Below are 15,405 nucleotides of genomic sequence, written 5' to 3' on the forward strand. Positions count from 1 at the left end.
CCCCACAGGGGGTTTTTTTTTTCTTAAAAATCTGGTTCCAACTATCCATTAAACCATAGGTGGGGGTTGTTCGTGTAACACAAACCCTGGGGGTCCGCTTCTTGGGGGGGGCACCCCCTTCTTGGCCTCAGCCTCCACGCGCTACCGATGCCCACAATGTCGGCTACTCAGCGTAGCCTTTTCCTTTAACGGGTTCGCCTTGAGGTTAAAGGAAAGACGCCTGCTAGCACGACCTGCTCTGCGATGGCCAACCGCACTTACGCGCGAGCATCCAGCTCTGGCAGCTCCCACTTCGTGTAGGTGAGCCTGCGCTCTGCTCCGTTGATCAGATCGAGCACATCGGTTGCCAAGTAGGCACGGGTGCCCCTCTCGACCTCCTTGACCTGCACGATCCCTGCTCCAGCCAGCTCCTCAAGAGCGCTCGACGCCGCGACGAACGAGATCCCCAGGAGCGACTGGGTGGCCCTGGCAGTCACGATCGGAACACCAGGAAGTTGTTCCATGAGCCTCACCACCGCGGCTCCCTTTCGAGGTTGTCCACGACGGGACCTACTCTCGCGGTAGCTGGCAAGTCGTCCGTCCCAAGCCTTCCGCATCTGCGCGAGCTCGTCCGTGAAGCGCCGGGCCTCGGCCACTGCATCACGGGTAGCCGCCAAGAAGACACGGATCCAGGCCCCCAACCCCGCCGACGCGTCCTGGCTGTCCGGCTCGCCCTCGTAGCGGTAGGCATTCAGCCCCGCGATGTACTCACGCGCGTGAGCAAGAAGCGACATCGAGATCGGCAGAACATGGCCGACTGCGAGCCCCTGCCGAGCCAGTACCGTGTGGATCAAGGCCCGCCCAGTACGTCCGTTGCCGTCGGTGAAAGGGTGGATCGTCTCAAATTGCGCATGCACCAGGGCTGCTTGCACAAGTGGGAGGGGGTGATCCTCCGAGATGAACGCCACCAGGTCTTCCATGAGCGGAAGCACTTCGCTTGGAGGTGGCGGCACGTACTCGGCGCCTCTAGGGCTGTAGGCGTTGCCTCCGACCCAGTTCTGAACCTGGCGCAGCTCTCCGGAGAGCTCTCCCTGTTCCGTCTCAACCATGAGAGCGGCCTGCAGGTCATTGACGTCCGCGACAGTCAGGCTCTCGGCCTCGGTGAGGGCCGTTACAGCCTTCCGCAACGCCAGCACGTTGTTCACGACCTCCCGGGCACTGTCGCTGATCCCCCGATGAACGCGCCCGTCATCGCCGGCCTTGGTCGCGAGCATCAGCTCAAGGTGGGCAATCGCACGCGCTGATGCAACGACACCTTCGATCCGCGAAGACGCTACTGCCTCCGAGCGGAGCAGGAAGCGCGCCAGCGACTCCAGATGGGGGCTCGTGGGGGCAGCATCGTTGAACGAGCGGACCAGGCGATCGACATCTGCTACTTCAGCTGCCAACTCGGCAGAGAGCATGATCGGGCGCCCCAAGAGCGGGTCTGGCATGTACGCATGAAATGTAGGAGCCGGCGGATCGCCCAGACTGGCGGTCACGCCAGGCTGTGATTGCCAGCGTTGCTCCGCAAACCTTGCCACCAGACACGCTCCAAAGGTTCAGCCTCACGCAGATCCGTTTAAGGATAGTCTGAACCTCGTGATGTTTGGTGTGATGCTCGGGAAGGGCGTGGCCACAGGGGCCGCGCCTTCAAGAGGCATGACCTCTCCGGCTCCCGCACCAGACCCACGGAACGCTCCGGTGTCCCAGGCACAGCCATGCCCTGGAAGTTCTAACGGTCGACCCACAGCCATGGTCACCCGGCCGGCAGACAGCCACTGCGAGCATGAAAAAGGCGACCCCCTGGGTCGCCTTCCGGGCAGCTCAGCCAAGCACGCCCATCGCCTGGGGAGCCACCCCAGGCATTCGCATGTTCAGTTCGCCGCTGCAACGCATCGGTCGTCTCCCGCGGGGCCAACCGCTGGAACGACAGGGGAGGGACTAAACAACATCTGACCTGACCTGAGCCGCTTCCAACACGGCAGACGCTCTCACCTCCGCTGACCAGGAATTTCTTCGGAACACGGTCGAGCGGCCAGTTGCGTTGTGCCCTCATCCCTATGCAGTTCTGGAGCAGATCATAGCCGCCAGCCATAGGGCTAGTCCCGTATTGCCAGAAAACGGCTCGCTGAAGCCTCCAGTGGACTATGCCTATAACGGAACAAAAGGGCACGAACCGCGTTCCCCGCGACGGGGCACGCCGCACATGTTGAACGCCTCAGCGCGTGCCAGCCTCCCCTCGCTGCAGGAGCCACTGCGGCTCCTGCGGCGTACCCGGGAGCGGATCTCCGGTGCACTTGAAGCCTTGTTGGTGGATCGCTCGATTCGTCAACGCCCACTGGTAGAGGCCCTGTCCGCAGTTGTCCTGTTGGCGAAGTCGCCAATGGGGGAGTCGCAGTTGGAGATGACTGCCGGGGAGTTGGCGCGGTGGTTGGGGGTGTCGGAGTCCCTCGTCGACCATCGAGTGTTGCCAGCCCTCCGGCGCTCAGGTGCGGTCTCGACCGAGGTGATGACGGCGTCGGTCGATGGCCTGCGCCGGGTGACCGGCCTGCGGTGGGGATTGTTGCCGCTCGCGGCCGCCCAGGCGCAGCGCTCGGGTCCGTTGGTCCTGGAGAAGGGCGAGTTGGCGGTTCTCCTGGCGTTGTGCGAGCGGCTGTTCGGCCCTGGGTGGGCTCCGGTGGGTAAGCCGGAGACGCCGCCTGGGCTGCTTGGTGAGCGGCGAGGTCGCGGGGCGGCAGCCGAGCGTCTCGGGCTACTCCGGTTGGTGCTGGCGGCGCGGCCGGATGGCCGCGTGCGCCTGGTGGGTGGGGCGGTGGCCGCCGGGTTCGATCGGGCGGATGCGACGGTCGCGCGGCTGGTCGGCTGCCCGTTGGCGGAGGCTGCCCGGGTGGTCGACGGTTTGGTCCGGCAAGAGTTGTTGGAGGTGCCGGGCCGCGGGGTGCCCGGCGCGCGGCTGAAGATCCTGGTGCCGGCGGTCGCGGCGGCACACGGGCGTTCGCAGGCAGGCCTGGAGGTCGTCCCCGAGCAGTTCCCGCAGGGCGTCGACGAGGACGTCGAAGCCGAAGCTGCTCCGGAGGACCGGGGCGCGGTGTGTATGCAGTGCGCGGGATCGCTGGAGGACGAGGACCCGGCGGAGTTGGGGGAGCAGGGGTGGCTCCAGGACGGTCTCTTCGACGTCGTGGACGGTGATCTCGTCGGTGCGGATGGTGCACTCAGGGATCAGAACGTCCCCAAGGCGGCACCAGCAGAGGAGAGTCATGCCTCTGACCTGGGCGAACAGGCTTCTGAGGTGTCGGGTGACAGTGTGTTCGATGGTGCACCGCTCCACGCCCACCACGCGCCTGAGGTGGTTGCTGTAAGTGGTTCTGGTGCTGCTGAGTTTTGCTTTTCCGGCGAAGCCGCACCGGGGTCCCCGCCGTTGCCGGAGCGCGCGAGCGGGCGCGAGGACCAACCCGAGGCAGGCCCCATCGAGGCTGTCGGGCATGCCGGTAGCCCGCTTCGCGGGGAACAGCACCGAGACCTCGTCGAACGGCAGGATCAGAAGGCACCCGTCGGTGGTGCGCCGGTGCTGATGCGGTGGTCCCTGCCCCGCGGGCTGGAGAGGGTCCTGGCGCCGGTGCGGTGGGAGTGGGCGCGGATCGGGCATGCCGGTGGCCGGCATCAAGTCCGTGCTGTAGCACGGGCCGAGTTGATGTGCCTGGCCGGGATTGTCGGCGTGGAGCGGGCCCCGGTGGTGCTGGCGGAGCGTCTGGAACGGCGGCTGGCCGCGCAGTTCGGGCAGCCGGTGCGGGATCCGATCGGCTGGCTCCTCGGACGGGGTCTGCCGCAGCGGGCCGAGTGCTACGCCTCGGCGTGCGACGACCGCGTGCGGATGGACACCGGCCGGGTGTGTCCGTCCTGCGAGCTGCTGATCGAGGACCGCAAAGCGCTGCGGCACCAGGCCGCACGGGCCGTCGCCGGCGAGCTGCCCATGCTGGAGCCGGAGGCGTTCCGGGCGGAGGTGGAGCGGCGGCTGAGCCGGGAGGTCGCCTGGCGGGCGGCGGAGGAGGCCGTCCGCCGTGAGCGCGCGACGGTGGAGCGTGCCCGGCGCGAGGAGGCGTGGGCTCGCCAGCGTGAGGAACAGGCTGTTGCCCGGGCTGAGTTGGCGGCCCGGTCGTGTGCGGAGTGCGGGGTGCCGGAGGCCGGCGGGCTGTGTCTGATCTGCTCGGAGACCCGGACGGCGCGCCAGGCCCTGGACTCGGCCGCGGAGTTCGCGGCCGTGGCAGCCGCCCTGCCGGACACCCCGGCCACGGCGGCCGGGCGGTTGGACAAGTGCCGGGCGTGGCTGGAGGCCGAGACCGAGCAGGCAGAGCAGCGGTGGCGCGGCCAGGGGCTGCCGGAGGCGGCGGTGGTCTGGCAGCTGCGGGAGCTCGCCGAGCAGCTGGCGGCCAGGGAACGCGCGCTGGCGCTGGAGGGCCTGCTTGACGGCCCGCAGGCGCGGGCGGAGGTCGAGCGGGTGGCCGGGATCGAGCGGACCCGGCACCGCAGTGAGCCGGAGGTCCGGGCCGCGGCCGACGACGCGGCCCGGCGCTGCGCGCAGGCCCTGCTGGAGCAGCGGCTCGACCGGGTTCGTGCCGAGATTCAGGCTCCGGTCCAGCCTCGGGCGGGTGGCTGGCGGGAGCGGATGGCCCAGTACGCGGCCCGGCCGCTGGAGGGCGAGAGCCTGCCCGCGCCGGTCCGGCCGGTCGCGGACCAGGAGGCGGTGAGCGCGGCGTGAAGGGACTTGAGCTCGCCCTGCGGTGCGCTGGCCGGGGGTGGTGGGTCCATCCGCTGCGGCCCGGATCGAAGCGTCCGGCCGGCAACTGCGGCCGGTGTCGGCCGCCCACTCCCGGTGGTCCGCCGCCCTGCGGGTTCCCCGATCTGGGCGCCAGCGGCTGCGGCTGCCTGGCGGCGGGACGGTGGTGCCATGGGGTGCGGGCCGCCACGACCGATCCGGACCTGATCCGCCGCTGGTGGCGCGGCCGCGACTTCGCCGTCGGCGTGGCCACCGGCCCGTCCGGTCTGCTGGTCGTCGACCTAGACGACCACCACCATCCGCTTCCGGAGCGCGAGTTGGTGCTGCCCGGGATCGACCTGGCCGCCGTCCCGGAGGCCGACCGGGTGCGGACCGGGGTGGACGTGCTGGAGCTGCTGTGCCGGATGCGGCGGGCGGAGAGCCTGCTGCACGCCCCGCCGACGCTGACGGTGCGCACCCCCGGCAGGGGGATCCACCTCTGGTACCGGACCGACTGCGCCCGCTTCATTCAGGGCTCGGGCCGGCTCGGCTGGCAGATCGACGTGCGGGCCGGCTGGTCCACCGCGGTCGCGCCCACCACCAGCATCCCGGCCGGCTGCTACCAGGTCACCGGCCCGGTCACGGAACCCTCCCGGCTGCCGCGCTGGCTCAGCCTCGAACTGGCCCGCGTCGGCCTGCGCGGCCGCGGCCCCGCCGAACCACCACCACCCCGGATCCGGCTTCCCCGCCCCGCCGCGCGGCACCGGCCACACGACGCGGCCGCGTACGCCGCCGCTGCCCTGCGCCGGGAGGCCGAGACCGTGGCCGGCGCCCGCTCCGGCCGCAACGACGCGATCAACCGCGCCGGGTTCCGGCTCGGCCAACTGGTCGGCGCCGGCCTGCTGGAGCTCGACGAGGTCCACCAGACGCTCACCGACGCCGCCGCGATCGCCGGGGTCGAACCAGGCGAAGCCCACGCCCAGTCCACCCTCCGCCGCGCACTCCAGGCGGGCATGCGCTCGCCGCGCACCACCCCGAGCCCCGGAGCACGGCCATGACCGACCTGACCACCCACGTGACGCTGCCCCTCCCGGCCACCGAGCCCCGACCCTCCCGTACGGCGCAGCCCGCCGAACCGGGAGAGGCGGCGCCAGCCGAGCAGCAGAACACCGACCGCGGGCCGAAACTCTCGCAGGCCGACGTCCTGCTCCACCTGGGCATGGACGAGTACGTCCTGGTGCGCTACGACCAGACCGCCTACGCCGTCCCGGCCGACGGCCCGCCGATCGCCCGCCCGCTACGCGCCGCCGGCGGCTTCGGCGGCACCGGGAGCCTGCGTCAACTCCTCAACCGCTCCTACGCCTTGCGCACCGGCCGGGCCCCGTCCCAGGGTTGCTTGACGGACGCGATCGCCACCATGGACGCCCTCGCCCTGGACGCCCCGGAACGGCCGGTCCACCTGCGGATCGCCCCCGACCCCATCGACGAGCAGGTGACCTGGCTCGACCTCGGCCGTGCGGACGGCCGGAGCGTGTGCATCGAACCGGGCACCTGGTCGGTCACGACCCCGCCCGTCGGAGAAGGCCCGCTGTGGCGGCGCACCCGGCTGACGGGCGAACTCCCGCTACCCGAACGCGACCCGGGCGGCTGGCAGGCCGGGCTCGGTCATCTGCGCGAGCTGTCCGCCCTCGACGAGCCGTCCTGGCGGATGGCCGTCGCCTGGCTGCTGGCCGGGCTGCGCCCCGACATGCCCCGCCCCATCGCGTACTTCGCCGGGGAACGCGGGACCGCGAAGACCACCTCCGCCCGGCAGTTGCTGCGGGTACTCGACGGGATCCGCGCCGAGGTACGCAACGTCCCCCGCAGCGAGGACGACGGGGCGGTCGCCGCCTCGGCCGGCTGGACCATGGGCCTGGACAACCTGGCCGGCATCCCCCAGTGGCTGTCGGACTTCCTGTGCCGCACCGTCACCGGGGCCTCCGTCGCCAAACGCGAGATGTACAGCGACTCCGACGTCACCTCCTGGGCCTACCAACGCCCCGTCCTGCTGACCGGCATCGACGTCGGCGCCCTCGAGACCGACCTCGCCGAACGGTTGCTCCCCTTCACGCTCCACGCGATCCACCCCAAGGCCCGGCGCAGCGAACACGACCTGTGGCGCCGCTACCGGGCCGCGCACGGCCGCATCCTCGGCGGCCTGCTCGACCTGGCGGCCGCGGTGTGGGCACGGCTGCCCGACGCGGCCGACCAGCTCGACCACCGGCCGCGGATGGCCGACTGGGCCGAGCTGCTCTGGGCCTTGGACGCGGTCACCGGCTGGGACACCCTGGCCACCTACACCGGCGCCCAGGAGGAGGTCACCGACGACGTCCTGGACGCCGACCCGGTCGCCACCGCCCTCACCCGCTGGGCCAGCAGCGCCGACACCACCGAGTGGCAGGCCACCACCGGCCAGATCGACGCTGCCCTCAGGCCGCCCGGCCCGCTCCCCGACACCTGGCCCAAGACCACCGCATTGTTCTCCACTCGCCTGACCGCCCTCGCCCCGGCCCTGCGCCAGCGCGGAATCGACATCCGCAAGCGGCCCCGCACCAGCAGCGGACGCGCCTTCCTCATCACCCTCCAGCCGATTCCGGACCCACGAAACTGACCGGACGTCCGCCCTCCTGACCGACCCAGCCCCGATACCGCTCGCACCTTCCCGCCGTCGCCACGAGACGCGCGGCCCGTCCGCCTGCCCGCACGCCCCCGGACAGGCCTGCCCGGGCCCGGCCCGAGGGCTCCCACACCGGTGGCCCGCACCACTGGCCGGCCCCGAAGGCGGGCGCCCACCAGGAGGACGAACCGCCGGGCTCCGGGACAGCTGTCGCACCCGACACGGGGTGACGTTGTGGTGACGCTGGTCGTGACACACCTCCCGTCCGGTCTGCACCGGCTCTGAGCTGCGGCCCTTCCTCCTACCAGCGGATGCCGTGACGCTGATGACGCTCTCATGCCCCATCTCTCTGGAAGAAGGGAAAAGGGAGGTGGGAGGGGTCAGAGACATGGTGCGGCAGAGCGTCATCAGCGTCCGCCGCCGACCCGCTTCGAGGAGAACTTGCACGTCAACGCGGTGGGAGGGCAGAGGTCTCAGCGTCACGGCCAGCGTCACCCGTTGCCCGGGAGCGTCCTGCGACGGCCCGGTGCGGCACTGCGGAAGGCCTGTTCCGCTTTCACGCGGATTCACGCATGCCAGTCGGTTTTCACGGCTTTCACGGGATTGACCACTGTGGCCGTCCTGCCCGCCCGCGGTGTGCTGGTCGAGGACAGCGCACGACGGAAGCGGGGAGAGGATCACGGTGACGACTTCCGTGAGCAGGCAGACGACCACGGGCCCGGGGTGGGCGGACATGCCCACCCCGGCCCTTGACCGGCTGACCCGGGACAGGGAGAAGAGGCGGGCCTACGCCCTCGACCCGCTGGTGCGGGAGGGCTGGGCGACGCTGGTGGGCGTGCTCGGCGCGGCCGAGGCGCAGCGGTTCGCCCGGGAGACGGCGTTGCTGTGGCTGCGGCCGGACGTCGTGGCGTCCGGTGCCGCAGCGGACGTGCTGGCGAGGGTGGAGGCCGCGGGGTTCGGCGCGGTGGGTGCGAGCGTCGTGCGGTTGGAGCGGGCCGGGGTGCGGGCGCTGTGGTGGTGGCAGCTTCGCCGCGCGACCGTGGAGCGGCTGCTGCTCCTGGACGCGGTGGCGGAGCTCGGCCCGGGGCTGCTGGTGCTCTACCGGCACGGACAGGGCGATGCCGCGCGGCGCCTGACCGGCTTGAAGGGAGGCAACGTTCCGGGCCGGCGGGACGCGGACTCGCTGCGGGAGGTCGCGGCGAGCCCCAACCGGCTGCTGACGATGCTGCACACCAGCGACGATCCGCTGGATGTCGTGCGGGAGTTGGCGGTGTTCCTGCCCTGGCGGGAGCGGGCCGCGCTGGTGGCGTCCGCCCACGTGGCCTGCCCGGGCGGGCAGGGCGCAGTGGTGAAGGACCTGCTTGCCGAGGTGGTGGCGGCCTACCCGGCCGCCACGGCGACCGACCGGGCGGCGCAGGGCGCCGGGTTGCCGGGCCGACGGGGGGAGGCGTTCGCGCAGCTGGTGTGCGACATCGCGGCGGAGGACACCGGGGCGCGGTGGCAGGCGCTCGGGCGGTGGTCGCGGCAGGCCCCGTTGCTGACGGGCGGGGCGCAGCAGTGACGGGGTCAGCGCGGTTCGGCCAGCTCGGAGGCGAGCTTGGTCCAGTGGGCGAGCAGGGCGGTGGCGGCTCCACTGTCGATGGCGGCGCGGGCCAGGTCCAAGCCGTCGGCGAAAGCGTCGGCGAGCCCGGGGCCGGTGGTGGCGCTGCGGGCGGCGAGGGCGCCAGCGGCGTTGGCCAGGACGGCGTCGCGCGCGGCACCCGGGGCGCCGGAGAGCACGGTGTGGACGGCGGCGGCGTTGTAGGCGGCGTCGCCGCCGCGCAGCGCGTCGGGGGCGGGGCGGGCCAGGCCGAAGCGGGCGGTGTCGAGCGTGGTCTGGCGCACGCCGCTCTCGTCGGCGCTCCACACGTCGGTGACGTCGGCGGTGGTGATCTCGTCCAGGCCGTCGCGGCCGCGGACGACGAGCGCCCGGGTGCCGCGGCTGGCGAGAACGGTCGCCAGGACGGGGGCGAGCTGGAGGTTGGAGCAGCCGACCAGGGCGGCCCCGGGCCGGGCCGGGTTCGTCAGCGGGGCGATGTAGTTGATCGCGGTGGGCACACCCAGGGCGCGGCGCACGGGGGAAGCATGGCGCAGGGCCTGGTGGAAGGCCGGGGCGAAGGTGAAGCCGATGCCGACCTCGGTGACGCACTGGGCGACCTGCTCGGGGCCGAGGGTGAGCGGCACGCCGAGCTGCTCCAGGACGTCGGCGGAGCCGGACTTGCTGGAGACCGAGCGGCCGCCGTTCTTCACCACGGGCACTCCGGTGGCGGCGACGACGATCGAGGCCATGGTGGAGATGTTGACGGTGTGAGCGCCGTCGCCGCCGGTGCCGACGATGTCGAGCATGCCGGTGCCGTCGACGGACAGCGGCACGACGCGCTCCATCAGGGCGTCGAGCAGGCCGCCGAGTTCGGCGGGGCTCTCGCCCTTGGCGCGCAGCGCGACGAGGAAGCCGGCGAGGGCGGCGGGTTCGTGGTCGTCGTTCATGACGGCGCGCATCGCCCACCTGGTGTCGTCCGCCGTCAGGTCCTCGCCGCGCAGCAGGGTGGCGAGCAGGTGCGGCCAGGTACGGGTGGGTGCGGTCACAAGGGTCCCCTCGAAGCGGCCCAGCACCGGGTGCCGGCGCGGGTGTCGCTTCCGAGCCTAGCGACTGACGGATCGTCATACCGCCAGGTTCACGGAGGCGACGGTGCGGGAGTCGTGAGCGTGGACGCCGTCGCCGCCCGGGAGTTGGCGCTGCGGGCCGTCGCGGGGGCCGACGGGGGAGTGAAGGGTGACGGGGGGCTGGTGGTGGTCATCGGCGGCTCGCGCGAGTATCCCGGTCCGCCGTACGCGGCGGCGCTGGCGGCCCGCCGCGCCGGGGCGCACGGGGTGCGGGTCGCCGCGCCGCCCGCCGCGGCGGCGCAGCAGGTGGCTCTCGAGGCGCACCTGTTCCCGGGAATGGGGCCCGAGCTGGACGCCGCTGCTGCGCAGGCGGTGGCCGGGGTGTCGCGGCGCATGGTGCAGCGCCTCGCGCAGACGGGGGCCCGGGGCCGGGTGGTGTGGTTGGTCGGCCCGGGGCTGGGCGGCAGTCCGCTGGCCGACACGTTCCTGGACGCCTTGGAGGAGGTCCGGGACCACGATCGGGGTGCGGCGCTGGTGGTCGACGGATCGCTGGGCGGCGGCCCTCGCGCCCGCGAGCGCCTGTGGCGGCTGGGCGCGGACCTGGTGCTGCTCAACCGGGCCGAGGCCCACGCCCTGCTCGCCTCGCCCGGCCCGCCCGCCCTGACGGTGCGCGGCGAGGCGGTCGACGCGGCGGCCCTGGCGCACGCGGCCCGGGAGACCGGCGCGGTGCTGGTGGCCAAGGGCGATCCGGACCTGATCACCGACGGCGCCCGGAGCCGGCTGGTACCCGCCGGGCACCCGGGCCTGGCCCGCCACGGCACGGGGGACGTCCTGGCCGGCGTCGCCGCCGCGCTGCTCGCCCAGATGCCGGCGCCTTTCGACGCGGCGGCGCTGGCCTGCCACCTGGTCGGCACCGCGGGCGAGGTCCTGGCCCGCGAAACGGGTCCGGGCTGGCTGACGGGAGACCTCCTGGACACGGTCGCCCCCGTGCTGCGCGACCTGCTCACCACCGGTCCGCGCTGACCTTCCCCCCTTTCTTCTACGCCGCCCACGGCGGCACCTTCCTTCGTCCTGTGCTCGACCTGAACCGAGTGGAGACCGAGATGACCCTTGTCCAAGACCACCCCCACCTTGTCGCCGTGGCCGAGCTGAGCCGAACGGCCGGCGAGCACCGGGAGTTCGGGGAGCAGTACGGGACGCTGCACCCGTCGGTGTGGACGGCGCTGAGCGCCTCACCGCTGCCCCGGGCAGCGGTACCCGCCGACTGCGGCGGCCTGCAGTGGGACGTGCCGCAGATCCTGGCGGCGGTGCGCGAGGTCGCCCTCGCGGACCCCGCCGCCGGATGGGTGGCGGCCATCCACGCCCCGGCCGGCGCGTTCCTGTCGCGCCTGGACGCGCACGTCGCCCGCGACCTGGCCGGACCCGCCCCGGTGGTCGCCGGCTCCTCCGTACCGGTCGGCCGGGCCGAGCGGGAGGCCGACCGGGTGCGGCTGCGGGGGCGCTGGCCGCTGGTCACCGGCGCTCCGGCGATGACCCTGGCCGCCCTCGCGACCCCCACCGACGCCCGCGGCGCGGCGGGCACCCGCTGGTGGCTCGTCCCCAGCGAACAGCTGTCCGCCGAGGAGGACTGGAACGCCCTCGGGCTGCGCGGCAGCGCCTCCTACACCGTGGCCTGCGACACCCTGGTGCCGCCCACACACAGCATCAGCCTGACCGACCCGCCGCTGGCCGACGGGGCGCTGTACCGCTACCCCCTGTACGGGCTGCTGGCCGGGTGCATCGCCGAGGTCGCCCGCGCGACCGCCGAGCGGGCCCTGTCCTCGTTCACCGCCCTCGCCTCGACCGCCTCGAACCGCTACGGCGCCGGGCCGCTGGCCGGCCAGCCCGCGGTCCAGGCCGCCTTCGACCAGGCCCACGGCCGCATCCGGGCCGCGGCCGCCCTGCTGGACGCGGCGAGCGACACCGCGTGGAGCAGCGCCCTGTCCGGCCAGGTCGGCGCCGGGCAGCGGGCGCTGCTGCGCACGGCCTGCTGCCAGATGGCCGAGGCCTGCGAGCAGGCGTGCCGGACGCTGTTCGACGCCGCGGGGGCAGCGGCCATCCACCGCGGCGCGGGCCTGGAGGGCTGTTGGCGCGACGCCCTGACGATCTCCCGCCACGCCCTGATCGCCGCGCGCGGCCGACAGCTCGCCGGAGCCCACCGCCTGACCGCGACCACCGCCCGGGAGCTGTGATGGGAGACCGTCTGCTGCCGCGCTTCCTCGCCCACCCCGGCGGGCAGCCGGCCGTCATCGGACCGGACGGCACCGTGTGGACGTTCGACGAGCTGCTGGGCCGGGCGCTGACCCTGGCCCGGCAGCTGCGGGCCGCCGGCGAGGTGGCCGGGCGGGTCGTGCTGCTGCGCACCGGGCCGGGCGCGCTGTTCTCCGCCGTGGACCTGGCCGTACTCCTGGCCGGCGGAGTGCCCGCCGTCCTCCCAGACCTGCCCCGTGACCAACTCGCCGCGCTGTGGCCGGTGGTGGAGCCCGCCGCCGTCCTCGACACCGTCGGCGACCGCGTGCTAGCCGACGCCGCTGGCCGGGCCGGGACACCGGTGCACGCCGTGGACGAGCGCAGCACCCGCCCCCGCGGCGCCCCCGCGCAGTGGCGCGCGGCGGCCCGCCGGCTGGCCGGGCGCCGGCTGGAGCAGACCGCGGCGATCGTGTTCACCTCCGGCACCACCGGTGTGCCGCGCGCCGTGGCCCTCACCGAGGCGGCGCTGGTGCGCGGCACTGACACGTGGACCGCGCTCTGGGGCGCCCGCCCCGCCCGCTGCCTGTCCTACCTGCCCGTCTCACATGTCGCCCAGCGGATCATGGGCCACACCCTGATGTGCCTGTACGGGACCACCGTCGTCGCCTCCACGCCGGAGCGCCTCGAAGAGGACCTGGTCCGACACCGGGCGGACACCCTGCTCGGCGTCCCCCGCATCTGGGCCCGCCTGGCCGCCGCCTGCGAGCAGCCGGGCGACGCCGGCCGGCGGCTGCGGCAGGCGCTGGGCTCGGTGGCAACCGCCGTCAACGGCGCCGCCGCCCTCGACCACGCGGTCGCCGACGCGCTCCACCGGCACGCGGGGCTGCGGATCAGCGGCGCCTACGGTGCGACCGAGACCACCGTGCCCGCCTTCCACCAGGACGACGCCACCATCCCCGGGCTGGGACGGCCGGTCGGCGTGGAGCACCGGATCGACGACGCTGGACAACTTCTGCTGCGCGGCCCCCACCTCGCCGGCGGATACGTTGAGCAGTGGCCGCGCCTGACTCCGGTCACCAACACCGACGGCTGGCTGCACACCGGCGACCGGGTCCACCGTGAGCAGAGCGCGACCGGCGGGCTGCGGCTGAGCGGCCGGATCGGGGCGGCGTTCAAGACCGGGGCGGGCGTGATGGTCCGCCCCGAGCCCATCGAGGCCCACCTGCTCACCCATCCTCAGGTCGACGCCGCGTGCCTGCTCGGCCCCGGCCTGCCCCGCGCGGTCGCCCTGGTCTCGGCCCCGTCCACCGCCGGCTGGCTCCCCGACCAAGTCGCCGCCCTGGAACGCGACCTGCACCACGGCGCCGAGACGGCCCGGCGCAACGGCGAAGTGCCCTACTGCGACCTGGCCGCCGTCCGCGTCCTGTCCGACCGGTGGCCCGAGCTCCTCCTGGTCACCTCCATCGGGAAGCCCCGCCGCGACCTGATCGCCGTCCACTACAGCCATCTGCTGCCCGACCTGGAGACCACCCGTGTCCTCACCTGACCGATCCCGCCGACCCCGCCGTGTCCTGCTCGTCGACATGGGCGGCGTCTTCTTCTCCTACTCCTTCCTGAAGGCCATCACCGCGTGGGCCGCCGCCGCCGGACAGGACCCCGAGCACGTGCGGGCACGCTGGTTGATCGACCAGCCGTTCGACGCCTTCGAGCGCGGCGAGATCCAGCCCGCCGCCTACCTGGAGCACCTGCGCCACCTGCTGGCCGTAGACCTGACCGACGAGCAGCTGGAGCAGGGCTGGAACGCCATCTACGGCACCGTCGATCCCGCCCTGCTCGCCCTGCTCGCCGACCCGGCCGTGCGCAGCCTCTTCGATGCCGTCGTCGGGGTCTCCAACACCAACATGCTGCACGCGCGGTACTGGCGCGAGCTGTTCCGCGAGGACCTGTCGGTGCTGGACGCGGTGCACTGCTCGCACGAGATCGGCGCCACCAAGCCCAGCGCTGAGTTCTTCGCCCACGTGGCCGCCGCCCACGGCACCACCCGCAAGGACCTCGTCCTCGTCGACGACATCCCCTCGGTCACCGCCGACGCGGCCGGGCTCGGCATCCGCTCCCACACCTACCAGGGCGCCGCCGCCCTGGCCTCCTACCTGCACACCCTCGACACCGCCAAGGACCGCTCGTGAACCTGCTCGTCACCGGAGCCGCCGGCTTCATCGGCTCCGCCCTCACCACCGCCCTGCGCGCCGACGGACACACCGTCACCGCGCTGGACGACCTGTCCGTCACCTCCCCGCGGCCGCGCCCCGACCACCTGATCGAACGCGACGTCCGCACCCTGGAGCCCGGCGACCTGGACGGCATCCACACCATCGTCCACCTCGCCGCCCACAAGTCGGTGCCCCGCTCGTTCACTGTCGGCGCCTTCGAACGCAACACCGCGGTCGATCGGCACATCATCCACACCTTCGCCGCCTCCGGCGCCGGCCGTCTCCTGCTCGCCTCGTCCTGCGAGGTCTACGGCCAGCAGAGCGGACAGCTCGCCGAAAGCGCCCCCCACCAGCCCCGCTCCCCCTACGCGGCCGGCAAGAGCGCCACCGAGCACCTCGCCGACATCTACCGCCACCGCCTGGGCCCCGGCCGGCAGATCGGCGTGGCCCGCCTCTTCAACACCTACGGGCCGTGGGAGGACGGCGACGCGGTCGTCCCCGCGTTCCTGGACGCCGCCCTCGCCGACCGGCCGCTGACGATCGAGGGCACCGGGACCCAGGCCCGGGACCTGAACCACGTCGACGACACCGTCACCATGCTCGGCCGTATCCTCGCAGCCGACCGTCTGCTGCCCGTCGTCAACATCGGCTCCGGGCACGCCACCACTGTCCTCGACCTCGCCGAGGCGATCATCCGCACCACCGGACGCGGCACCATCACCCACACCGCGCCCCGGCCCAACGAGATCCACTCGTTCACCGCCGACATGACCCTGTTCACCTCCATCTACGGGATGCCGCCCGGCCGACCGCTCGACCAGGCCCTCGCCGACACCGCCCGCGCCCGCGCCCTCCTCTGGAGCCCGGCCGGAGAACTGCGGTGACCTTCGCCC

Annotated in this window: 11 protein-coding genes; 9 read left to right on the forward strand and 2 right to left on the reverse strand. The window is 73.1% G+C overall.

Annotation, left to right across the window (positions count from 1 at the left end; genetic code table 11):
• Positions 1-257 precede the first annotated feature (257 nt).
• The gene (locus tag ACFRMQ_RS24700) at positions 258-1,472 is read right to left on the reverse strand and encodes a Fic family protein (protein ID WP_380732781.1); all 1,215 of its coding nucleotides are present in this window, start codon (positions 1,470-1,472) and stop codon (positions 258-260) included.
• Positions 1,473-2,419: 947 nt separating this feature from the next.
• Here ACFRMQ_RS24700 and ACFRMQ_RS24705 point away from each other — a divergent pair.
• From ACFRMQ_RS24705 to ACFRMQ_RS24720, 4 genes are all read left to right on the forward strand, one after another.
• Positions 2,420-4,777 (forward strand): hypothetical protein, encoded by a 2,358-nt coding sequence (locus tag ACFRMQ_RS24705; protein WP_380732782.1) that lies wholly within the window; start codon positions 2,420-2,422, stop codon positions 4,775-4,777.
• Positions 4,774-5,832, forward strand: coding sequence for a bifunctional DNA primase/polymerase (locus ACFRMQ_RS24710; protein WP_380732783.1), 1,059 nt, complete (start codon positions 4,774-4,776; stop codon positions 5,830-5,832). The genes ACFRMQ_RS24705 and ACFRMQ_RS24710 overlap by 4 nt, the downstream gene beginning before the upstream one ends.
• Positions 5,829-7,424, forward strand: a complete 1,596-nt coding sequence (locus ACFRMQ_RS24715) for a hypothetical protein (protein ID WP_380732784.1) — start codon at positions 5,829-5,831, stop codon at positions 7,422-7,424. The genes ACFRMQ_RS24710 and ACFRMQ_RS24715 overlap by 4 nt, the downstream gene beginning before the upstream one ends.
• Positions 7,425-8,124: 700 nt before the next feature.
• Positions 8,125-8,991: a nucleoside-diphosphate kinase gene (locus tag ACFRMQ_RS24720; protein WP_380732785.1), complete on the forward strand. Its 867-nt coding sequence runs from the start codon at positions 8,125-8,127 to the stop codon at positions 8,989-8,991.
• Positions 8,992-8,996: 5 nt separating this feature from the next.
• Here ACFRMQ_RS24720 and trpD read toward each other — a convergent pair whose 3' ends face one another.
• On the reverse strand, positions 8,997-10,055 hold the full coding sequence (gene trpD, locus ACFRMQ_RS24725; RefSeq protein ID WP_380732786.1) for an anthranilate phosphoribosyltransferase: 1,059 nt from the start codon (positions 10,053-10,055) through the stop codon (positions 8,997-8,999).
• Positions 10,056-10,169: 114 nt separating this feature from the next.
• On the opposite strand from trpD, the gene ACFRMQ_RS24730 reads away from it, so the two are divergent.
• From ACFRMQ_RS24730 to ACFRMQ_RS24750, 5 genes are all read left to right on the forward strand, one after another.
• On the forward strand, positions 10,170-11,096 hold the full coding sequence (locus ACFRMQ_RS24730; RefSeq protein ID WP_380732787.1) for an NAD(P)H-hydrate dehydratase: 927 nt from the start codon (positions 10,170-10,172) through the stop codon (positions 11,094-11,096).
• 80 nt (positions 11,097-11,176) lie between these two features.
• The gene (locus tag ACFRMQ_RS24735; RefSeq protein ID WP_380732788.1) at positions 11,177-12,304 is read left to right on the forward strand and encodes a hypothetical protein; all 1,128 of its coding nucleotides are present in this window, start codon (positions 11,177-11,179) and stop codon (positions 12,302-12,304) included.
• Positions 12,304-13,848, forward strand: coding sequence for an AMP-binding protein (locus tag ACFRMQ_RS24740; protein WP_380732789.1), 1,545 nt, complete (start codon positions 12,304-12,306; stop codon positions 13,846-13,848). Before ACFRMQ_RS24735 ends, ACFRMQ_RS24740 begins: the two co-directional genes overlap by 1 nt.
• Entirely contained in the window at positions 13,835-14,488 is a 654-nt protein-coding gene (locus tag ACFRMQ_RS24745) for a hypothetical protein (RefSeq protein WP_380732790.1), read from the forward strand. The genes ACFRMQ_RS24740 and ACFRMQ_RS24745 overlap by 14 nt, the downstream gene beginning before the upstream one ends.
• Positions 14,485-15,396, forward strand: coding sequence for an NAD-dependent epimerase/dehydratase family protein (locus ACFRMQ_RS24750; protein ID WP_380732791.1), 912 nt, complete (start codon positions 14,485-14,487; stop codon positions 15,394-15,396). Before ACFRMQ_RS24745 ends, ACFRMQ_RS24750 begins: the two co-directional genes overlap by 4 nt.
• Positions 15,397-15,405: the final 9 nt, after the last annotated feature.

This window comes from Kitasatospora sp. NPDC056783, from assembly GCF_042789895.1.
Classification (GTDB): domain Bacteria; phylum Actinomycetota; class Actinomycetes; order Streptomycetales; family Streptomycetaceae; genus Kitasatospora.

Bases quoted from the DNA above. Each gene is read 5' to 3' on its own strand.
- ACFRMQ_RS24715 (WP_380732784.1), top strand. From the start codon at position 5,829: ATGACCGACCTGACCACCCACGTGACGCTGCCCCTCCCGGCCACCGAG.
- ACFRMQ_RS24700 (WP_380732781.1), bottom strand. From the start codon at position 1,472: ATGCCAGACCCGCTCTTGGGGCGCCCGATCATGCTCTCTGCCGAGTTG.
- ACFRMQ_RS24735 (WP_380732788.1), top strand. From the start codon at position 11,177: ATGACCCTTGTCCAAGACCACCCCCACCTTGTCGCCGTGGCCGAGCTG.
- ACFRMQ_RS24740 (WP_380732789.1), top strand. From the start codon at position 12,304: ATGGGAGACCGTCTGCTGCCGCGCTTCCTCGCCCACCCCGGCGGGCAG.